The organism is Saccharothrix lopnurensis (assembly GCF_042658445.1).
In the GTDB taxonomy this organism is placed as follows: Bacteria; Actinomycetota; Actinomycetes; order Mycobacteriales; family Pseudonocardiaceae; genus Actinosynnema; species Actinosynnema lopnurensis.
In genome coordinates this window covers 39,196-55,616 of record NZ_JBHSQO010000006.1, presented here as the reverse complement: position 1 = coordinate 55,616, position 16,421 = coordinate 39,196, and the positions used below count along the sequence as shown (strand labels likewise).

The following is a 16,421-nucleotide window of genomic DNA, read 5'->3' as shown; positions in this document are numbered from 1 at the left end:
AGCACCCCAAGCAGCACCGAACAAAAAAGGGGAAGAGAGTAGACGTGCTCGACGTCAACTTCTTCGATGAGCTCCGCATCGGTCTCGCGACCGCGGACGACATCCGCCAGTGGTCCTTCGGCGAGGTCAAGAAGCCCGAGACCATCAACTACCGCACGCTCAAGCCGGAGAAGGACGGCTTGTTCTGCGAGAAGATCTTCGGTCCCACCCGGGACTGGGAGTGCTACTGCGGCAAGTACAAGCGGGTGCGCTTCAAGGGCATCATCTGCGAGCGCTGCGGCGTCGAGGTGACCCGCGCCAAGGTGCGCCGCGAGCGCATGGGCCACATCGAACTGGCCGCGCCGGTCACCCACATCTGGTACTTCAAGGGCGTCCCGAGCCGGTTGGGCTACCTGCTCGACCTGGCCCCGAAGGACCTTGAGAAGATCATCTACTTCGCCGCCTACGTCATCGTGGGCGTCAACGCGGAGCTGCGCCACAACGACCTGCCGACGCTCGACAGCGAGATGCAGGTCGAGCGCAAGCGCGTGGAGAACAAGCGCGACGCCGACGTCGAGGCGCGCGCGCAGAAGCTGGAAGCCGACCTGGCCGAGCTGGAGGCCGAGGGCGCCAAGTCCGACGTCCGCCGCAAGGTCAAGGAGGGCGGCGAGCGCGAGATGCGGCAGCTCCGCGACCGCGCCCAGCGCGAGCTGGACCGCCTCGACGAGATCTGGTCCACCTTCACCAAGCTGGACAAGGCCCAGCTGATCGCGGACGAGCTGCTCTACCGCGAGCTGTACGACCGCTACGGCGACTACTTCACCGGCGCCATGGGCGCCGAGGCCATCCAGAAGCTGCTGGGTGACTACGACGTGGACGCCGAGGCCGACGTCCTGCGCGAGACCATCCGCAGCGGCAAGGGCCAGAAGAAGCTGCGCGCCCTCAAGCGGCTGAAGGTCGTGGCCGCCTTCCAGGCGACCCGCAACAACCCGCAGGGCATGGTGCTGGACTGCGTGCCGGTCATCCCGCCGGACCTGCGCCCGATGGTGCAGCTCGACGGTGGCCGCTTCGCGACCTCCGACCTGAACGACCTGTACCGCCGCGTCATCAACCGCAACAACCGCCTCAAGCGGCTGATCGACCTCGGCGCGCCCGAGATCATCGTCAACAACGAGAAGCGGATGCTCCAGGAGGCCGTCGACGCGCTGTTCGACAACGGCCGCCGGGGCCGGCCGGTGACGGGTCCGGGCAACCGGCCGCTCAAGTCGCTGTCCGACCTGCTCAAGGGCAAGCAGGGCCGGTTCCGCCAGAACCTGCTCGGCAAGCGCGTCGACTACTCCGGCCGTTCGGTCATCGTGGTCGGCCCGCAGCTGAAGCTGCACCAGTGCGGCCTGCCCAAGCAGATGGCGCTGGAGCTGTTCAAGCCGTTCGTGATGAAGCGCCTGGTGGACCTCAACCACGCGCAGAACATCAAGTCGGCCAAGCGCATGGTCGAGCGCGCCCGCCCGGCCGTGTGGGACGTGCTCGAAGAGGTCATCACCGAGCACCCGGTGCTGCTCAACCGCGCGCCCACGCTGCACCGCCTCGGCATCCAGGCGTTCGAGCCGCAGCTGGTCGAGGGCAAGGCCATCCAGCTGCACCCGCTCGTCTGCGAGGCGTTCAACGCCGACTTCGACGGTGACCAGATGGCGGTCCACCTGCCGCTGTCCGCCGAGGCGCAGGCCGAGGCGCGCGTGCTGATGCTGTCGTCGAACAACATCCTCTCGCCCGCGTCGGGCAAGCCGCTGGCCATGCCGCGACTGGACATGGTGACCGGCCTGTACCACCTGACCCGGCACAAGGAGGACGACCTCGGCGAGGGCCACGCGTTCTCCTCGCCGGCCGAGGCGCAGATGGCGTTCGACCGCAAGGCCCTGGGTCTCCAGGCCATGTGCAAGATCCGCATTTCGGACAAGAACCCGCCGAAGGGCCAGGAGCCGGAGGGCTGGGAGCCCGGTCAGCCGTGGCTGGCCGAGACCACCCTGGGCCGGGTGCTGTTCAACGAGGTGCTGCCGCAGGACTACCCGTTCCTGAACGAGGTCATGCCGAAGAAGCGGCAGGCCATGGTCATCAACGACCTCGCCGAGCGGTACCCGATGGTCACCGTCGCCCGGACGCTGGACAAGCTGAAGGACGCCGGCTTCTACTGGGCCACCCGCTCGGGCGTGACCGTCGCGATCTCCGACGTGCTCGTGCCGGAGGCCAAGCAGGGCATCCTCGACGAGTACGAGAAGCTCGCGGACGCGGTCGAGAAGCGCTACCAGCGCGGTCAGCTCTCCCACACGGAGCGCAACAACGAGCTGGTCAAGGTGTGGACCAAGGCCACCGAAGAGGTCGCCGAGGTCATGGAGGCGAACTTCCCCGAGGACAACTCGATCCGCATGATCGTGGCGTCCGGGGCGGCGGGCAACATGACCCAGGTGCGGTCGCTGGCCGGTATGCGCGGTCTGGTGACCAACCCCAAGGGCGAGTACATCCCGCGGCCGATCAAGAGCTCGTTCCGCGAGGGCCTGTCGGTGCTGGAGTACTTCATCGCCACGCACGGCGCCCGCAAGGGCCTGGCCGACACCGCGCTGCGGACCGCCGACTCGGGTTACCTGACCCGTCGTCTGGTGGACGTCTCGCAGGACGTCATCATCCGCGAGATCGACTGCGGCACCACGCGCGGCGTGAACATGACCGTGGGCGAGCGGCTCGGCGACAAGGTGGTGCTGCACGAGTTCGCGCAGACCTCCGTGTACGCCCGGACCATCGCGGAGGACATCACCGACGGCGGCGGCAACGTCGTCCTCAACCGCGGTGACGACCTGGGCGACCCGGCGCTGGCGACGCTCGTCGAGGCCGGGGTGACCAGGGTCAAGGTCCGCTCGGTGCTGACCTGCGAGTCCGCGGTCGGCGTGTGCGCGTCCTGCTACGGCCGCTCGATGGCGACCGGCAAGCTGGTCGACGTCGGCGAGGCCGTCGGCATCGTCGCCGCCCAGTCGATCGGTGAGCCCGGCACGCAGCTGACCATGCGCACCTTCCACCAGGGTGGTGTGGCCGGCGACGACATCACGACGGGTCTGCCCCGCGTGCAGGAGCTCTTCGAGGCTCGTGTGCCGAAGGGCAAGGCGCCCATCGCGGACGTCGACGGCCGGGTCCGCATCGAGGACGGCGACCGGTTCTGGAAGATCACCCTCATCCCGGACGACGGGTCCGAGGAGATCATCTTCGAGAAGCTGTCCAAGCGCCAGCGGCTCGCGAACACGGTCACCGGCCCGCTCCAGGACGGCGACCACGTGGCCGTCGGCCAGCAGCTGCTGGAGGGCACGCCCGACCCGCACGAGGTGCTGCGCGTGATGGGGCCGCGCGAGGCCCAGCTGCACCTGGTGCAGGAGGTCCAGAAGGTCTACCGGGCCCAGGGCGTGGCGATCCACGACAAGCACATCGAGGTCATCGTCCGGCAGATGCTGCGCCGGGTGACGATCATCGACTCGGGTGCGACCGAGTTCCTGCCGGGCTCGCTGGTCGAGCGCGCGGACTTCGAGTCGGGCAACCGGGCCGTGGTGGCCGAGGGCGGCGAGCCCGCGGCCGGCCGTCCGGTGCTGATGGGCATCACGAAGGCGTCGCTCGCGACCGACTCGTGGCTGTCCGCGGCCTCCTTCCAGGAGACCACGCGAGTCCTGACCGACGCCGCCATCAACGGCCGGTCGGACAAGCTGATCGGCCTGAAGGAGAACGTGATCATCGGCAAGCTGATCCCGGCCGGCACCGGCATCAACCGGTACCGGAACATCCAGGTGCAGCCGACCGAGGAGGCGCGTGCGGCGGCGTACGCGATCCCGAGCTACGACGACGGCTACTACACGCCGGACGTCTTCGGCACGGGTACCGGCGCCGCGGTGCCGCTGGACGACTACGACTTCGGCCGCGACTACCGCTGAAGGCCGTGGTCAGCTGAAGAAGGCCCCCGGAGCCTCGTGCTCCGGGGGCCTTCCTCGCGTGTGTGTGGGGTCCTGAACGTTGAACTCGGGGGTCCTGGACGTACGACACGGTGGTCCTGGACGTACGACTCGCGCGGGTTTCAGGGGTGGGGGAGGGTGAGGTGGGGCAGGGCGGGCGGTGCCTGGTCGCCCAGCCTGCGGTGCACCTCGTCCAGCAGGCCGCGTGCCCGGCCCGCCCGGCGCAGGTCCGCGACCACGTGCAGCACCTCGTGCAGGCGGGTGGGGTCCAGGAGCAGCCGCGGCTCCCGGCTGTGGACCGCGAGCACGCCCTCGCGCGCCCACGCCTTCACCGTCTTCTCCGTCAGCGCCAGCAGCTCGCCCGCGACCACGGGGCGCACCGGGGGCGCGCCGCGCAGGGCCTTCGCCACCACGCCGTTCAGCTTGAGCCGGCGCTCGTCGTCCTCCGACAGGCTGGAGGCGACCTCCTCGATCTCCTGGACCTGCTCGAACAGGTCCCGGATCCGGGCGGCTTCGGTGGCGACGGACATCGGGGTCCTCCTCGGTTACCGCCGAGTATCGCCCCTGCTCCTCACCAGTGACAACCACGGTGGTGGTCCCGCGCACGGGACCACCACCGGTTCGGGTCAGGACGAGAAGAACAGCCCGCCCAGGCCGCGGTGCTTGCGGTGCCCGTAGTGGCCGCCGCCGCCGTAGCCCCACGCGGGCGGGGGCGGCTGCTGCACGTAGTGCACCTGCTGGGGGGCGGGTGCGACGGGCGGCGGGGGCGGGGCCACCTGCTGCTCCAGCCGGGTGATGGCCTCCAGCTCGCCGTAGTCGAGGAAGACCCCGCGGCAGCCGTCGCACTGTTCGATGTGCACGCCCATGCGGTCGAACGTGCGCATATTCCCGTGACACTTGGGGCACTGCATCGTGTGAGCCTCCTGCTCTTGACGCGATGTGTCCGATATTAGCCACGCCGCATCGGTTCGTGGGCCGAGACGATGCGAGCGCAAGCCGCCAACAGGGCATCCTGGGCGTCGTTCAGCTCCGTGCCGTCACGCTCCGCCGCGGTCAGGGCGCGCGCCGCCATCTGCACCACCAGCGCGCGGGCCGGCACCTCCAGCGCCGACCACGGGTCGTCGCGCGGCACGCCCGTGCCGCCCGCCCCGAGGTAGGCCCCGAGCAACCGGCCCCAGGCCACCTCGTCGAGCACGCCCACCAGGTGCAGCGCGGCCGGCCGGGCCAGGTCCCACGCCGGGTCGCCCACCCCCAGGTCGTCCACGTCGATCAGCCGGTACCCGCCGTCCCGCCGCACGAGCTGGCCCAGGTGCCAGTCGCCGTGGATCAGCGTCGTGCCCGGCAGGGGGTCGTCTGCCGCCTGGTCGCCCGCTGCCCGGGTGTCTGCCGGGGTGCCGGGGGAGTGGGTGCCGGGGGAGTGGGTGCCGGGGGAGTGGGTGCCGGGCAGGGTCGCGAACGCCCGGCGGACCAGGTCGGCGGCCGGCGTGTCGAGGGTCAGCTCCCGCACCGCGCGCCGCATCCGCGGCCACGCGCCCGCCGCCGGCACGGGCGGCGCGAAGTCGGCGGCCGCGAACCGGTGCAGCTCGGCCAGCATTCGCCCGGCCGCCTCCATGGGCAGGTCCTCCGGCTCGCTCTGCGGCACCGGTGTCCCCGGGGGCCACCCGGACACCACGCGCCCCGCCACGACCTCGGGCCCCAGCAGCGGCGGCAGCAGGAGGCCGGCCAGGCGCGGGTCGGCGGCCAGGCGCAGCCGGCCGGCCAGCTCGACGGGGTCCGTCCCGGCCTCGTGGGCCTTGAGCACCACGTCCCCGACCCGGACCACCACGACGTCGCCGCGCACCGCGAGCACCTCGGGCTCGGCGGCGGGCCCCACCAGCGCGGCCATGCCCGCGACGAGATCGGAGTTCACCCGTTCAGTGTGCCCGGTGGGCCGGTGCCGGGCCGACGATCACCCCACCGGGGCTGACCTGGGCGGAGTGCGGGACCTCACGCCCAGGGCGGGAATGCGCGCGGCGCCGGCGGCGTTGACGGGGGTGGGGCTGTCAAGGGCGAGTGGCATCCGTTTTGACCCTCGGGAACCGGCCGGGGTATCTTTGGTACTCGTGCCCGACCCATGTCGGGCCGCTCCGCGTGCCTACGCGCCAGTGGTGCTGGAAAGCCGGCCGCGGTGACCTCCACGCGCAGGGGCATCCTGGGATGTCGCTTGCGGACCTGGAGTTGGTGCTTGATCCGCCCGGCCTCACCGCCAGTGGCGCGACACGCCCGACCTCGGGTGCAGAGAGGGACCAGGTAAACAGAGCTCGCCGCCCATGCGACGAGCACGCGAACGGAAGAAGCAGCCGGCGTATGCCAACGATCCAGCAGCTGGTCCGCAAGGGCCGGCAGGACAAGGTCGCCAAGCAGAAGACCGCGGCGCTCAAGGGCAGCCCGCAGCGGCGCGGTGTGTGCACCCGCGTCTACACGACCACGCCCAAGAAGCCGAACTCGGCGCTGCGCAAGGTCGCCCGCGTGAAGCTGACGAGCGGCATCGAGGTCACGGCCTACATCCCCGGTGAGGGCCACAACCTCCAGGAGCACTCGATGGTGCTCGTCCGCGGCGGTCGTGTGAAGGACCTCCCGGGTGTCCGCTACAAGATCATCCGCGGCTCCCTCGACACGCAGGGCGTGAAGAACCGCAAGCAGGCTCGCAGCCGGTACGGCGCGAAGAAGGAGAAGAGCTGATGCCCCGCAAGGGACCGGCCCCGAAGCGGCCGCTGATCTCCGACCCGGTCTACAGCTCTCCGCTGGTGACCCAGCTCATCAACAAGGTGCTGGTCGACGGCAAGCGCTCTGTGGCCGAGCGGATCGTGTACGGCGCCCTCGAAGGCGCCCGCGACAAGAACGGCACCGACCCGGTCGTCACGCTCAAGCGCGCCCTGGACAACGTCAAGCCCGCGCTGGAGGTGAAGTCCCGCCGCGTCGGTGGCGCCACCTACCAGGTGCCCATCGAGGTCAAGCCGGGTCGCTCGACCACGCTCGCCCTGCGCTGGCTGATCACCTACTCCCGGCAGCGCCGTGAGAAGACCATGGTCGAGCGCCTGATGAACGAGCTGCTCGACGCGAGCAACGGCCTGGGCGCGAGCGTCAAGCGCCGCGAGGACACGCACAAGATGGCCGAGTCCAACAAGGCGTTCGCCCACTACCGCTGGTGATGTGACGCCCCCCCGGTCCCCAGGGGACCGGCGGGGCTCTCCCAGCCCTAGTGAGCCTGCTACCCAGCTAGCTCAAGACAGGGGAAACACCCGTGGCACAGGATGTGCTCACCGACCTGGCCAAGGTCCGCAACATCGGGATCATGGCCCACATCGACGCGGGCAAGACCACGACGACCGAGCGGATCCTGTTCTACACCGGGATCAGCTACAAGATCGGCGAGGTCCACGACGGCGCCGCGGTGATGGACTGGATGGAGCAGGAGCAGGAGCGCGGCATCACGATCACGTCGGCCGCGACGACCTGCTTCTGGAAGAACCACCAGATCAACATCATCGACACGCCGGGCCACGTCGACTTCACCGTCGAGGTGGAGCGCAACCTGCGCGTCCTCGACGGCGCCGTTGCCGTGTTCGACGGCAAGGAGGGCGTCGAGCCCCAGTCCGAGCAGGTCTGGCGGCAGGCGACCAAGTACGACGTGCCGCGCATCTGCTTCGTCAACAAGATGGACAAGCTCGGCGCGGACTTCTACTTCACCGTGCGGACCATCCAGGAGCGCCTGGGCGCCAAGCCGCTGCCGATCCAGATCCCGATCGGCGCGGAGAGCGACTTCATCGGCGTCGTCGACCTGGTGGAGATGCGCGCGCTGACCTGGCGCGGCGAGGTCCAGAAGGGCGAGGACTACACGGTCGAGGAGATCCCGGCCGACCTCGCCGACAAGGCCGCCGAGTACCGCGAGGCGCTCGTCGAGGCCGTCGCCGAGACCGACGACGCCCTGATGGAGCTGTACCTGGGCGGTGAGGAACTGACCGTCGAGCAGATCAAGACGGGCATCCGCGACATCGTCAAGAACCGCTCCGCCTACCCGGTGCTCTGCGGTTCGGCGTTCAAGAACAAGGGCGTCCAGCCCATGCTCGACGCGGTGATCGACTTCCTGCCCGCGCCGCTGGACCTCCCCCCGGTCGAGGGCACGCTCCAGGACGGCGAGACGCCGGCCTTCCGCAAGCCCGCGACGAACGAGCCGTTCTCGGCCCTGGCGTTCAAGATCGCGGCGCACCCGTTCTTCGGCAAGCTGACCTACATCCGGGTCTACTCGGGCAAGGTCGCCTCCGGCACCCAGGTCATCAACTCGACCAAGGACCGCAAGGAGCGCATCGGGAAGATCTTCCAGATGCACGCCAACAAGGAGAACCCGGTCGACGAGGCCATCGCCGGTCACATCTACGCCGTGATCGGGCTGAAGGACACCACCACCGGTGAGACGCTCTGCGACCCGCAGTCGCCCATCGTGCTGGAGTCCATGACCTTCCCCGAGCCGGTCATCCAGGTGGCGATCGAGCCGAAGACGAAGGCCGACCAGGAGAAGCTGGGCACCGCGATCCAGAAGCTGGCCGAGGAGGACCCGACGTTCCGGGTCAACCTGGACCAGGAGACCGGCCAGACGATCATCGCCGGCATGGGCGAGCTCCACCTGGACATCCTGGTGGACCGGATGCGCCGCGAGTTCAAGGTCGAGGCGAACATCGGCAAGCCCCAGGTGGCGTACCGGGAGACGATCCGCCGCAAGGTGGACAAGTACTCCTACACCCACAAGAAGCAGACCGGTGGTTCCGGCCAGTTCGCGAAGGTCCTCATCGACCTGGAGCCGCTGGAGAAGACCGAGGACGGCGCGCTCTACGAGTTCGTCAACGCGGTCACCGGTGGTCGCATCCCGCGGGAGTACATCCCGTCCGTGGACGCGGGCGCCCAGGACGCCATGCAGTACGGCGTGCTGGCGGGCTACCCGCTGGTCGGCGTGAAGCTGACGCTGCTCGACGGCGCGTACCACGAGGTCGACTCGTCGGAGATGGCGTTCAAGATCGCCGGTTCCATGGCGCTCAAGGAAGCCGCTCGCCAGGCGAGCCCGGCGATCCTCGAACCGCTGATGGCCGTCGAGGTCACCACGCCCGAGGACTACATGGGCGACGTGATCGGCGACCTCAACTCCCGCCGCGGCCAGATCCAGGCCATGGAGGAGCGCAGCGGCGCCCGTGTCGTCAAGGCACTGGTCCCGCTGTCGGAGATGTTCGGGTACGTCGGCGACCTGCGGTCCAGGACCCAGGGTCGCGCGAACTACTCGATGACGTTCGACTCCTACGCCGAGGTTCCCGCGAACGTCGCGAAGGAGATCATCGCGAAGGCGACGGGCGAGTAACCCCAACCGGAGCACCGCAGCACCACGCGGGCTCTCCGGGGTGAGTCCCTGGGGTCCGCACCACCCAGACGTGAGATCCGGCGGGCGGCAGTCCGCCCGCCGGGTCGAGCAACAGAGTCCAGGAGGACAATCCAGTGGCGAAGGCGAAGTTCGAGCGGACGAAGCCGCACGTCAACATCGGCACCATCGGTCACATCGACCACGGTAAGACGACGCTGACGGCTGCCATCTCCAAGGTCCTGCACGACAAGTTCCCGGACCTGAACCCCTTCACGCCGTTCGACCAGATCGACAAGGCGCCGGAGGAGAAGCAGCGCGGCATCACCATCTCGATCGCGCACATCGAGTACCAGACCGCGAACCGGCACTACGCGCACGTCGACTGCCCCGGTCACGCCGACTACATCAAGAACATGATCACCGGTGCGGCGCAGATGGACGGCGCCATCCTGGTGGTCGCGGCGACCGACGGCCCGATGCCGCAGACCAAGGAGCACGTGCTCCTGGCCCGCCAGGTCGGTGTGCCCTACATCGTGGTGGCCCTGAACAAGGCCGACATGGTGGACGACGAGGAGATCCTGGAGCTCGTCGAGCTCGAGGTCCGCGAGCTGCTCTCCGAGTACGAGTTCCCGGGTGACGACCTGCCGGTGGTCCGCGTCTCCGCGCTGAAGGCGCTGGAGGGCGACGCCGAGTGGGGCGAGAAGCTCATCGGCCTGATGGACGCCGTGGACGAGAACATCCCGGAGCCCGAGCGCGAGGTCGACCGGCCGTTCCTGATGCCGGTCGAGGACGTGTTCACCATCACCGGCCGCGGCACCGTGGTCACCGGCCGCATCGAGCGCGGCATCATCAAGGTCAACGAGGAAGTCGAGATCGTCGGGATCAAGGAGCAGTCGCGCAAGACGACTGTCACCTCGATCGAGATGTTCAAGAAGTTCCTCGACGAGGGCCGCGCGGGCGACAACGCCGCCCTGCTGCTCCGCGGCATCAAGCGCGAGGAGGTGGAGCGCGGCATGGTGATCGTGAAGCCGGGCACCACCACCCCGCACACCGAGTTCGACGCGCAGGTCTACATCCTGTCGAAGGACGAGGGCGGCCGCCACACGCCGTTCTTCAACAACTACCGCCCGCAGTTCTACTTCCGCACCACCGACGTGACCGGCGTCGTGACCCTCCCCGAGGGCACCGAGATGGTCATGCCGGGCGACACCACCTCCATGGCCGTGAAGCTGATCCAGCCGATCGCCATGGACGAGGGTCTGCGGTTCGCCATCCGCGAGGGTGGCCGGACCGTCGGCGCGGGCTCGGTCACCAAGATCATCAAGTGATCTAGCTCCACATCTCACCCCCGGATTTGGTTCGCGCACCTCCGTGTGCAACTATTGACGGGTTGCTCGTCGGGGCGGCCGGTTCGAGTTCTGGACTCGGCCGCCCCGTCGCGAGCGGGGTTTGATCGGGCAAGACAAGATCCCACGGGTTGCATCAGTGGGACCGGGCCATGGCCGGACGGGCGACACGCCCGACCGCGTGGACCGGGCACCGTGACACCGCTCGGTGTCAGTCCTGAATAGGGGGCGGAGCGCGCCGGAGGTCCCGTGACCTCGCGAAAGGTGCCCGCACCGCGGCGGTACTAGAAGCAGAGGAACGGCAAGCCATCATGGCGGGACAGAAGATCCGCATCCGGCTCAAGGCCTACGACCACGAGGCGATCGACGCGTCCGCGCGCAAGATCGTCGAGACCGTGACGCGCACCGGCGCTCGGGTCGTCGGGCCTGTGCCGCTGCCCACCGAGAAGAACGTTTACTGCGTCATCCGCTCGCCGCACAAGTACAAGGACTCGCGCGAGCACTTCGAGATGCGCACGCACAAGCGTCTGATCGACATCCTCGACCCGACGCCGAAGACGGTGGACGCGCTCATGCGCATCGACCTGCCGGCGAGCGTCGACGTCAACATCCAGTAAGCGTTGGACGCGGCAGTGTTGATCCCTTTTGGGGCGGAGAGCAAAGAGACTCATGTCTGACAGGCAGGTTAAGGGCCTCCTGGGCACCAAGCTCGGCATGACTCAGGTCTTCGACGAGAACAACCGGGTCGTCCCGGTGACCGTCGTCAAGGCCGAGCCGAACGTGGTCACCCAGGTTCGGACCCAGGAGAACGACGGCTACTCGGCCGTGCAGCTGGCCTTCGGCGCCATCGACCCGCGCAAGGTGAACAAGCCTGTCGCGGGCCACTACGCCAAGGCCGGCGTGACGCCGCGCCGCCACCTGGCGGAGCTGCGCACCACGGACGCTTCCGAGTACACGGTCGGCCAGGAGATCACCGCCGAGGTGTTCGAGGCCGGCGCTGTGGTCGACGTGGTCGGCACCAGCAAGGGCAAGGGCACCGCGGGTGTCATGAAGCGCCACGGCTTCAAGGGCCTCGGCGCCAGCCACGGCACCCAGCGCAAGCACCGCTCGCCCGGTTCCATCGGCGGGTGCGCCACGCCCGGCCGCGTGTTCAAGGGCCTGCGCATGGCGGGCCGCATGGGTCACGTCCGCGTGACCACCCAGAACCTCAAGGTGCACGGCGTCGACGCCGAGACCGGGCTGCTGCTCATCAAGGGCGCGGTTCCCGGTCCCAAGGGCGGCACCGTGTTCATCAAGACCGCTGCGAAGGGTGGTGCCTGATCATGACTTCCGTTGAGATCCGCACCCCGGAGGGCGCGACCGACGGCTCCGTCGAGCTGCCCTCGGCAGTCTTCGACGCGCAGGCCAACGTGGCGCTGCTGCACCAGGTCGTCGTGGCCCAGCTGGCCGCGGCCCGCCAGGGCACGCACTCCACGAAGACCCGCGGCGAGGTGTCCGGCGGTGGCAAGAAGCCGTACCGCCAGAAGGGCACCGGCCGGGCCCGCCAGGGCTCGACCCGCGCGCCGCAGTTCGCCGGTGGTGGCGTCGTGCACGGCCCGCAGCCGCGCGACTACTCGCAGCGCACCCCCAAGAAGATGAAGGCCGCCGCCCTGCGCGGTGCCCTCTCCGACCGGGCGCGCGCCGGCCAGGTGCACGTGGTGAGCGGCTTCGTCGCGGGCGACGCCCCGTCGACCAAGTCGGCCCGCAAGGTGCTGGAGACGGTCACGCAGGCCCGCCGCGTGCTCGCGGTGCTGCTGCGGACCGACGAGGTCTCCTGGGTGAGCCTGCGGAACCTCCCGCACGTGCACATCATCGCCCCCGACCAGCTGAACACCTACGACGTGCTGGTCAACGACGACGTGGTGTTCACCAAGGACGCGCTCGACGTCTTCCTGGCGAGCAAGGCCCAGCAGGGCAAGGGCTCCGCCGAGGCGACCGCCACCGCGTCCGACGTGGACGAGGAGGCCGCCAAGTGATCCCCGACCACAGGGACATCCTGCTCGCGCCGGTCATCTCCGAGAAGTCCTACGGGCTCCTGGAGGAGAACAAGTACACCTTCGTGGTGGCTCCCGGCTCGAACAAGACCCAGATCAAGATCGCCGTGGAGAAGGTCTTCGGCGTCAAGGTCGTCAGCGTCAACACGATCAACCGCCAGGGCAAGCGCAAGCGCACCCGGACGGGCTACGGCAAGCGCAAGGACACCAAGCGCGCCATCGTGACGCTGTCCGCCGAGAGCAAGCCGATCGAGATCTTCGGCGGCCCGGCCGCCTGATGACGACGAGGACTGCGTAGAGATGGGCATTCGCAAGTACAAGCCGACGACTCCGGGTCGTCGCGGTGCGAGCGTCTCCGACTTCGCCGAGATCACTCGGTCGACGCCGGAGAAGTCGCTGATCCGCCCGCTGCACGGCCGCGGTGGCCGCAACGCGTCGGGCAAGATCACCACCCGACACAAGGGCGGCGGTCACAAGCGGGCGTACCGCCTGATCGACTTCCGCCGCACCGACAAGGACGGCGTGCCGGCCAAGGTCGCGCACATCGAGTACGACCCCAACCGCACCGCGCGCATCGCGCTGCTGCACTACGCCGACGGCGAGAAGCGCTACATCATCGCGCCGTCGAAGCTGCAGCAGGGCGACCGGATCGAGAACGGCCCCAAGGCCGACATCAAGCCGGGCAACAACCTGCCGCTGCGCAACATCCCGGTCGGCACGGTCATCCACGCGATCGAGCTCCGCCCGGGCGGCGGCGCGAAGATCGCCCGCTCGGCCGGCGCCAGCGTGCAGCTCGTGGCCAAGGACGGCCCCTACGCCCAGCTGCGGATGCCCTCGGGCGAGATCCGCAACGTGGACGTCCGGTGCCGCGCCACGGTCGGCGAGGTCGGCAACGCCGAGCACCAGAACATCAACTGGGGCAAGGCCGGCCGCATGCGCTGGAAGGGTCGGAAGCCCACCGTCCGCGGTGTCGCCATGAACCCGGTCGACCACCCGCACGGTGGTGGTGAGGGCAAGACCTCCGGTGGTCGCCACCCGGTGAACCCGGCCGGTAAGCCCGAGGGCCGCACGCGCCGCCGCAACAAGCCAAGCGACAAGCTCATCGTCCGGCGTCGTCGCACCGGTAAGAAGCGCTGAGCAGGGAGGGAGTGAAGGATGCCTCGCAGCCTTAAGAAGGGCCCCTTCGTGGACGACCACCTGCTCAAGAAGGTGGACGTCCTCAACGAGTCGGGCAAGAAGACCGTCATCAAGACCTGGTCCCGCCGGTCGACGATCATCCCCGACATGCTGGGCCACACGATCGCGGTGCACGACGGCCGCAAGCACGTGCCGGTGTTCGTCACGGAGGCGATGGTCGGGCACAAGCTCGGCGAGTTCGCCCCGACCCGCACGTTCAAGGGTCACATCAAGGACGACCGGAAGTCGCGCCGCCGTTAAGGCGACGAACTAGAGGAAGAGCAAGGGGAAGCAGCGATGAACGCCCGCAACGAAGCCGAAGCGCCGGAGCTCCCGCGCGCCGTGGCTCGGGCTCGCTACGTCCGCGACACGCCGATGAAGGTGCGTCGCGTCGTCGAGCTCATCAGGGGTCGTAGCGCCAGCGAGGCCCTGGCCGTGCTCCAGTTCGCGCCGCAGGCGGCATCTGAGCCGGTCCGCAAGGTGCTCGCGAGCGCCGTGGCCAACGCCGAGAACAACCTGTCCCTCGACCCCGACACCCTGTGGGTGTCGAAGGTCTACGTGGACGAGGGTCCGACCCTCAAGCGGTTCCGCCCGCGCGCCCAGGGCCGCGCTTACCGGATCCGCAAGCGGACGAGCCACATCACCGTCGAGGTGGAGAGCCGTCCCAAGAAGACCAGCGCGAAGGGGAACCGGTAGTGGGCCAGAAGATCAACCCGCACGGCTTCCGGCTGGGGATCACCACCGACTGGAAGTCCCGCTGGTACGCCGACAAGCAGTACGCCGAGTACGTGGCCGAGGATGTCAAGATCCGGAAGCTGCTCTCGAAGGGCATGGAGCGTGCCGGCATTTCCAAGGTGGAGATCGAGCGCACCCGTGACCGGGTCCGCGTCGACATCCACACCGCCCGGCCGGGCATCGTCATCGGTCGCCGCGGCGCCGAGGCCGACCGCATCCGCGGTGAGCTGGAGAAGCTCACCAAGAAGCAGGTGCAGCTCAACATCCTCGAGGTGAAGAGCCCCGAGTCGGACGCGCAGCTCGTCGCGCAGGGCGTGGCGGAGCAGCTGTCCAACCGCGTGGCCTTCCGCCGCGCGATGCGCAAGGCGATCCAGTCGGCCATGCGCTCGCCGCAGGTCAAGGGCATCCGCGTGCAGTGCGGCGGCCGTCTCGGCGGCGCCGAGATGTCCCGCTCGGAGCACTACCGCGACGGTCGGGTGCCGCTGCACACGCTGCGCGCCGACATCGACTACGGCTTCTTCGAGGCCCGCACCACGTTCGGCCGGATCGGCGTGAAGGTGTGGATCTACAAGGGCGACGTGGTCGGCGGCATCTCCGCCAAGCGCGAGCGCGACGCCGCGCCGTCGGCCGAGCGCGCGCCGCGGCGCGACCGCGGTGAGCGCCCGAACCGGGCCCGTCGTTCCGGTGCCAGCGGCACCACCGCGACGAGCACCGAGGCGGGACGCGCCGCGCAGGCCAGTGACCAGACGACCGGTGACGTTGCCGCGAGCAACGCCCCGGACGTCGCGAAGACGGAGGGCTGAGTAGTGCTCATCCCGCGCAGGGTCAAGCACCGCAAGCAGCACCACCCCGGTCGGTCCGGTGCTGCCAAGGGCGGTACGAGGGTCACCTTCGGTGAGTTCGGCATCCAGGCGCTGGAGCCGGCCTACGTGACCAACCGGCAGATCGAGTCGGCTCGTATCGCCATCACCCGGCACATCCGCCGTGGTGGCAAGGTCTGGATCAACATCTTCCCGGACCGCCCGCTGACCAAGAAGCCCGCCGAGACCCGCATGGGTTCCGGCAAGGGCTCCCCGGAGTGGTGGGTGGCCAACGTCAAGCCGGGTCGGGTGCTCTTCGAGATGAGCTTCCCGAACGAGGCCGTGGCCCGCGAGGCGCTCCGCCGCGCGATCCACAAGCTCCCGATGAAGTGCCGCATCGTCACGCGTGAGGGTGGTGAGTTCTGATGGCAGCGGGTACCACCGCTTCCGAGCTGCGTGAGCTCACCGAGGAAGAGCTCGTGCTGCGCCTGAGGGAGGCGAAGGAGGAGCTGTTCAACCTCCGCTTCCAGATGGCCACCGGGCAGCTCGACAACAACCGCCGCCTGCGGACGGTCCGGAACGAGATCGCCCGGGTCTACACCGTGATGCGGGAGCGGGAGCTGGGCCTGTCGTCCTCTCCCGACGCGGTTTCCACTGGTGAGGGTGCGGCATGAGCGAGAGCAACGAAGTGACCGGGACCGAGTCGCGCAACGACCGCAAGGTCCGCGAGGGCTACGTCGTGTCCGACAAGATGGACAAGACGATCGTCGTCGCGGTCGAGGACCGCAAGAAGCACCGCCGCTACTCCAAGGTCATGCGCTCCACCACCAAGGTGAAGGCGCACGACGAGCAGAACACCGCCGGTGTCGGCGACCGCGTCCTGCTGATGGAGACCCGGCCGCTGTCGGCGACCAAGCGGTGGCGCCTCGTCGAGGTCCTCGAGAAGGCCAAGTAGAGCTGTAAGACCGAGCCTGTCAGGTCGGAAA

The 16,421-nt window shown here is 69.0% G+C and carries 19 protein-coding genes; 16 read left to right on the top strand and 3 right to left on the bottom strand.

The annotated features are described in order from the left end of the window. Window positions 1–44: 44 nt before the first annotated feature. Window positions 45–3,941: a DNA-directed RNA polymerase subunit beta' gene (locus tag ACFP3R_RS08150; protein ID WP_380634322.1), complete on the top strand. Its 3,897-nt coding sequence runs from the start codon at window positions 45–47 to the stop codon at window positions 3,939–3,941. A 140-nt stretch (window positions 3,942–4,081) separates the two neighbouring features. Here ACFP3R_RS08150 and ACFP3R_RS08145 read toward each other — a convergent pair whose 3' ends face one another. The 3 genes from ACFP3R_RS08145 to ACFP3R_RS08135 form a co-directional block, all read right to left on the bottom strand. Then, window positions 4,082–4,489 (bottom strand): hypothetical protein, encoded by a 408-nt coding sequence (locus ACFP3R_RS08145; protein WP_380634320.1) that lies wholly within the window; start codon window positions 4,487–4,489, stop codon window positions 4,082–4,084. A 96-nt stretch (window positions 4,490–4,585) separates the two neighbouring features. Continuing rightward, window positions 4,586–4,870: a TFIIB-type zinc ribbon-containing protein gene (locus ACFP3R_RS08140; protein WP_380634319.1), complete on the bottom strand. Its 285-nt coding sequence runs from the start codon at window positions 4,868–4,870 to the stop codon at window positions 4,586–4,588. Between the two features lie 38 nt (window positions 4,871–4,908). Beyond that, window positions 4,909–5,868 (bottom strand): phosphotransferase, encoded by a 960-nt coding sequence (locus ACFP3R_RS08135; RefSeq protein ID WP_380634318.1) that lies wholly within the window; start codon window positions 5,866–5,868, stop codon window positions 4,909–4,911. 437 nt (window positions 5,869–6,305) lie between these two features. Here ACFP3R_RS08135 and rpsL point away from each other — a divergent pair, with 437 nt between their 5' ends. The 15 genes from rpsL to rpsQ all read left to right on the top strand — a co-directional run bounded on the left by rpsL (window position 6,306) and on the right by rpsQ (window position 16,390). Further along, window positions 6,306–6,680 (top strand): 30S ribosomal protein S12, encoded by a 375-nt coding sequence (rpsL, locus tag ACFP3R_RS08130; RefSeq protein ID WP_030473471.1) that lies wholly within the window; start codon window positions 6,306–6,308, stop codon window positions 6,678–6,680. Next, a complete protein-coding gene (gene rpsG / locus ACFP3R_RS08125; protein WP_380634316.1) occupies window positions 6,680–7,150 on the top strand; it encodes a 30S ribosomal protein S7 in 471 nt (156 codons plus the stop codon). Before rpsL ends, rpsG begins: the two co-directional genes overlap by 1 nt. Before the next feature lie 92 nt (window positions 7,151–7,242). Next, window positions 7,243–9,345: an elongation factor G gene (fusA, locus tag ACFP3R_RS08120; RefSeq protein ID WP_380634315.1), complete on the top strand. Its 2,103-nt coding sequence runs from the start codon at window positions 7,243–7,245 to the stop codon at window positions 9,343–9,345. 134 nt (window positions 9,346–9,479) lie between these two features. Next, the gene (gene tuf / locus ACFP3R_RS08115) at window positions 9,480–10,673 is read left to right on the top strand and encodes an elongation factor Tu (RefSeq protein ID WP_380634313.1); all 1,194 of its coding nucleotides are present in this window, start codon (window positions 9,480–9,482) and stop codon (window positions 10,671–10,673) included. 329 nt (window positions 10,674–11,002) lie between these two features. Beyond that, window positions 11,003–11,308 (top strand): 30S ribosomal protein S10, encoded by a 306-nt coding sequence (gene rpsJ, locus ACFP3R_RS08110; protein ID WP_003938093.1) that lies wholly within the window; start codon window positions 11,003–11,005, stop codon window positions 11,306–11,308. Between the two features lie 52 nt (window positions 11,309–11,360). Next, window positions 11,361–12,011, top strand: coding sequence for a 50S ribosomal protein L3 (gene rplC, locus ACFP3R_RS08105; protein WP_380634312.1), 651 nt, complete (start codon window positions 11,361–11,363; stop codon window positions 12,009–12,011). Between the two features lie 2 nt (window positions 12,012–12,013). Further along, complete coding sequence (gene rplD, locus ACFP3R_RS08100; RefSeq protein ID WP_380634311.1) at window positions 12,014–12,706, top strand: 50S ribosomal protein L4; 693 nt, start codon at window positions 12,014–12,016, stop codon at window positions 12,704–12,706. Beyond that, a complete protein-coding gene (gene rplW, locus ACFP3R_RS08095; protein ID WP_073885918.1) occupies window positions 12,703–13,002 on the top strand; it encodes a 50S ribosomal protein L23 in 300 nt (99 codons plus the stop codon). The genes rplD and rplW overlap by 4 nt, the downstream gene beginning before the upstream one ends. A gap of 22 nt (window positions 13,003–13,024) precedes the next feature. Further along, window positions 13,025–13,861 carry a 50S ribosomal protein L2 gene (gene rplB, locus ACFP3R_RS08090; RefSeq protein WP_380634309.1) on the top strand — a complete coding sequence of 279 codons (837 nt, stop codon included), beginning with the start codon at window positions 13,025–13,027 and terminating at the stop codon, window positions 13,859–13,861. Window positions 13,862–13,879: 18 nt separating this feature from the next. Further along, entirely contained in the window at window positions 13,880–14,161 is a 282-nt protein-coding gene (gene rpsS / locus ACFP3R_RS08085) for a 30S ribosomal protein S19 (RefSeq protein ID WP_015105260.1), read from the top strand. Window positions 14,162–14,197: 36 nt separating this feature from the next. Beyond that, complete coding sequence (rplV, locus tag ACFP3R_RS08080) at window positions 14,198–14,596, top strand: 50S ribosomal protein L22 (RefSeq protein ID WP_344036140.1); 399 nt, start codon at window positions 14,198–14,200, stop codon at window positions 14,594–14,596. Beyond that, on the top strand, window positions 14,596–15,438 hold the full coding sequence (gene rpsC, locus ACFP3R_RS08075; protein WP_344036139.1) for a 30S ribosomal protein S3: 843 nt from the start codon (window positions 14,596–14,598) through the stop codon (window positions 15,436–15,438). Before rplV ends, rpsC begins: the two co-directional genes overlap by 1 nt. A 3-nt stretch (window positions 15,439–15,441) precedes the next feature. Continuing rightward, window positions 15,442–15,861: a 50S ribosomal protein L16 gene (gene rplP / locus ACFP3R_RS08070; protein ID WP_033436719.1), complete on the top strand. Its 420-nt coding sequence runs from the start codon at window positions 15,442–15,444 to the stop codon at window positions 15,859–15,861. Then, complete coding sequence (rpmC, locus tag ACFP3R_RS08065) at window positions 15,861–16,109, top strand: 50S ribosomal protein L29 (protein ID WP_380634307.1); 249 nt, start codon at window positions 15,861–15,863, stop codon at window positions 16,107–16,109. Before rplP ends, rpmC begins: the two co-directional genes overlap by 1 nt. Next, complete coding sequence (rpsQ, locus tag ACFP3R_RS08060) at window positions 16,106–16,390, top strand: 30S ribosomal protein S17 (protein ID WP_380634305.1); 285 nt, start codon at window positions 16,106–16,108, stop codon at window positions 16,388–16,390. The genes rpmC and rpsQ overlap by 4 nt, the downstream gene beginning before the upstream one ends. The last annotated feature ends 31 nt before the right edge of the window (window positions 16,391–16,421 follow it).

What these genes read in the sequence shown, in the direction of transcription:
- ACFP3R_RS08145 (WP_380634320.1), bottom strand. Translation starts at nt 4,489, where the DNA reads ATGTCCGTCGCCACCGAAGCCGCCCGGATCCGGGACCTGTTCGAGCAG.
- ACFP3R_RS08140 (WP_380634319.1), bottom strand. Translation starts at nt 4,870, where the DNA reads ATGCAGTGCCCCAAGTGTCACGGGAATATGCGCACGTTCGACCGCATG.
- rpsL (WP_030473471.1), top strand. Translation starts at nt 6,306, where the DNA reads ATGCCAACGATCCAGCAGCTGGTCCGCAAGGGCCGGCAGGACAAGGTC.
- rpsG (WP_380634316.1), top strand. Translation starts at nt 6,680, where the DNA reads ATGCCCCGCAAGGGACCGGCCCCGAAGCGGCCGCTGATCTCCGACCCG.
- rpsJ (WP_003938093.1), top strand. Translation starts at nt 11,003, where the DNA reads ATGGCGGGACAGAAGATCCGCATCCGGCTCAAGGCCTACGACCACGAG.
- rplC (WP_380634312.1), top strand. Translation starts at nt 11,361, where the DNA reads ATGTCTGACAGGCAGGTTAAGGGCCTCCTGGGCACCAAGCTCGGCATG.
- rplD (WP_380634311.1), top strand. Translation starts at nt 12,014, where the DNA reads ATGACTTCCGTTGAGATCCGCACCCCGGAGGGCGCGACCGACGGCTCC.
- rplB (WP_380634309.1), top strand. Translation starts at nt 13,025, where the DNA reads ATGGGCATTCGCAAGTACAAGCCGACGACTCCGGGTCGTCGCGGTGCG.
- rpsS (WP_015105260.1), top strand. Translation starts at nt 13,880, where the DNA reads ATGCCTCGCAGCCTTAAGAAGGGCCCCTTCGTGGACGACCACCTGCTC.
- rplV (WP_344036140.1), top strand. Translation starts at nt 14,198, where the DNA reads ATGAACGCCCGCAACGAAGCCGAAGCGCCGGAGCTCCCGCGCGCCGTG.
- rpmC (WP_380634307.1), top strand. Translation starts at nt 15,861, where the DNA reads ATGGCAGCGGGTACCACCGCTTCCGAGCTGCGTGAGCTCACCGAGGAA.
- rpsQ (WP_380634305.1), top strand. Translation starts at nt 16,106, where the DNA reads ATGAGCGAGAGCAACGAAGTGACCGGGACCGAGTCGCGCAACGACCGC.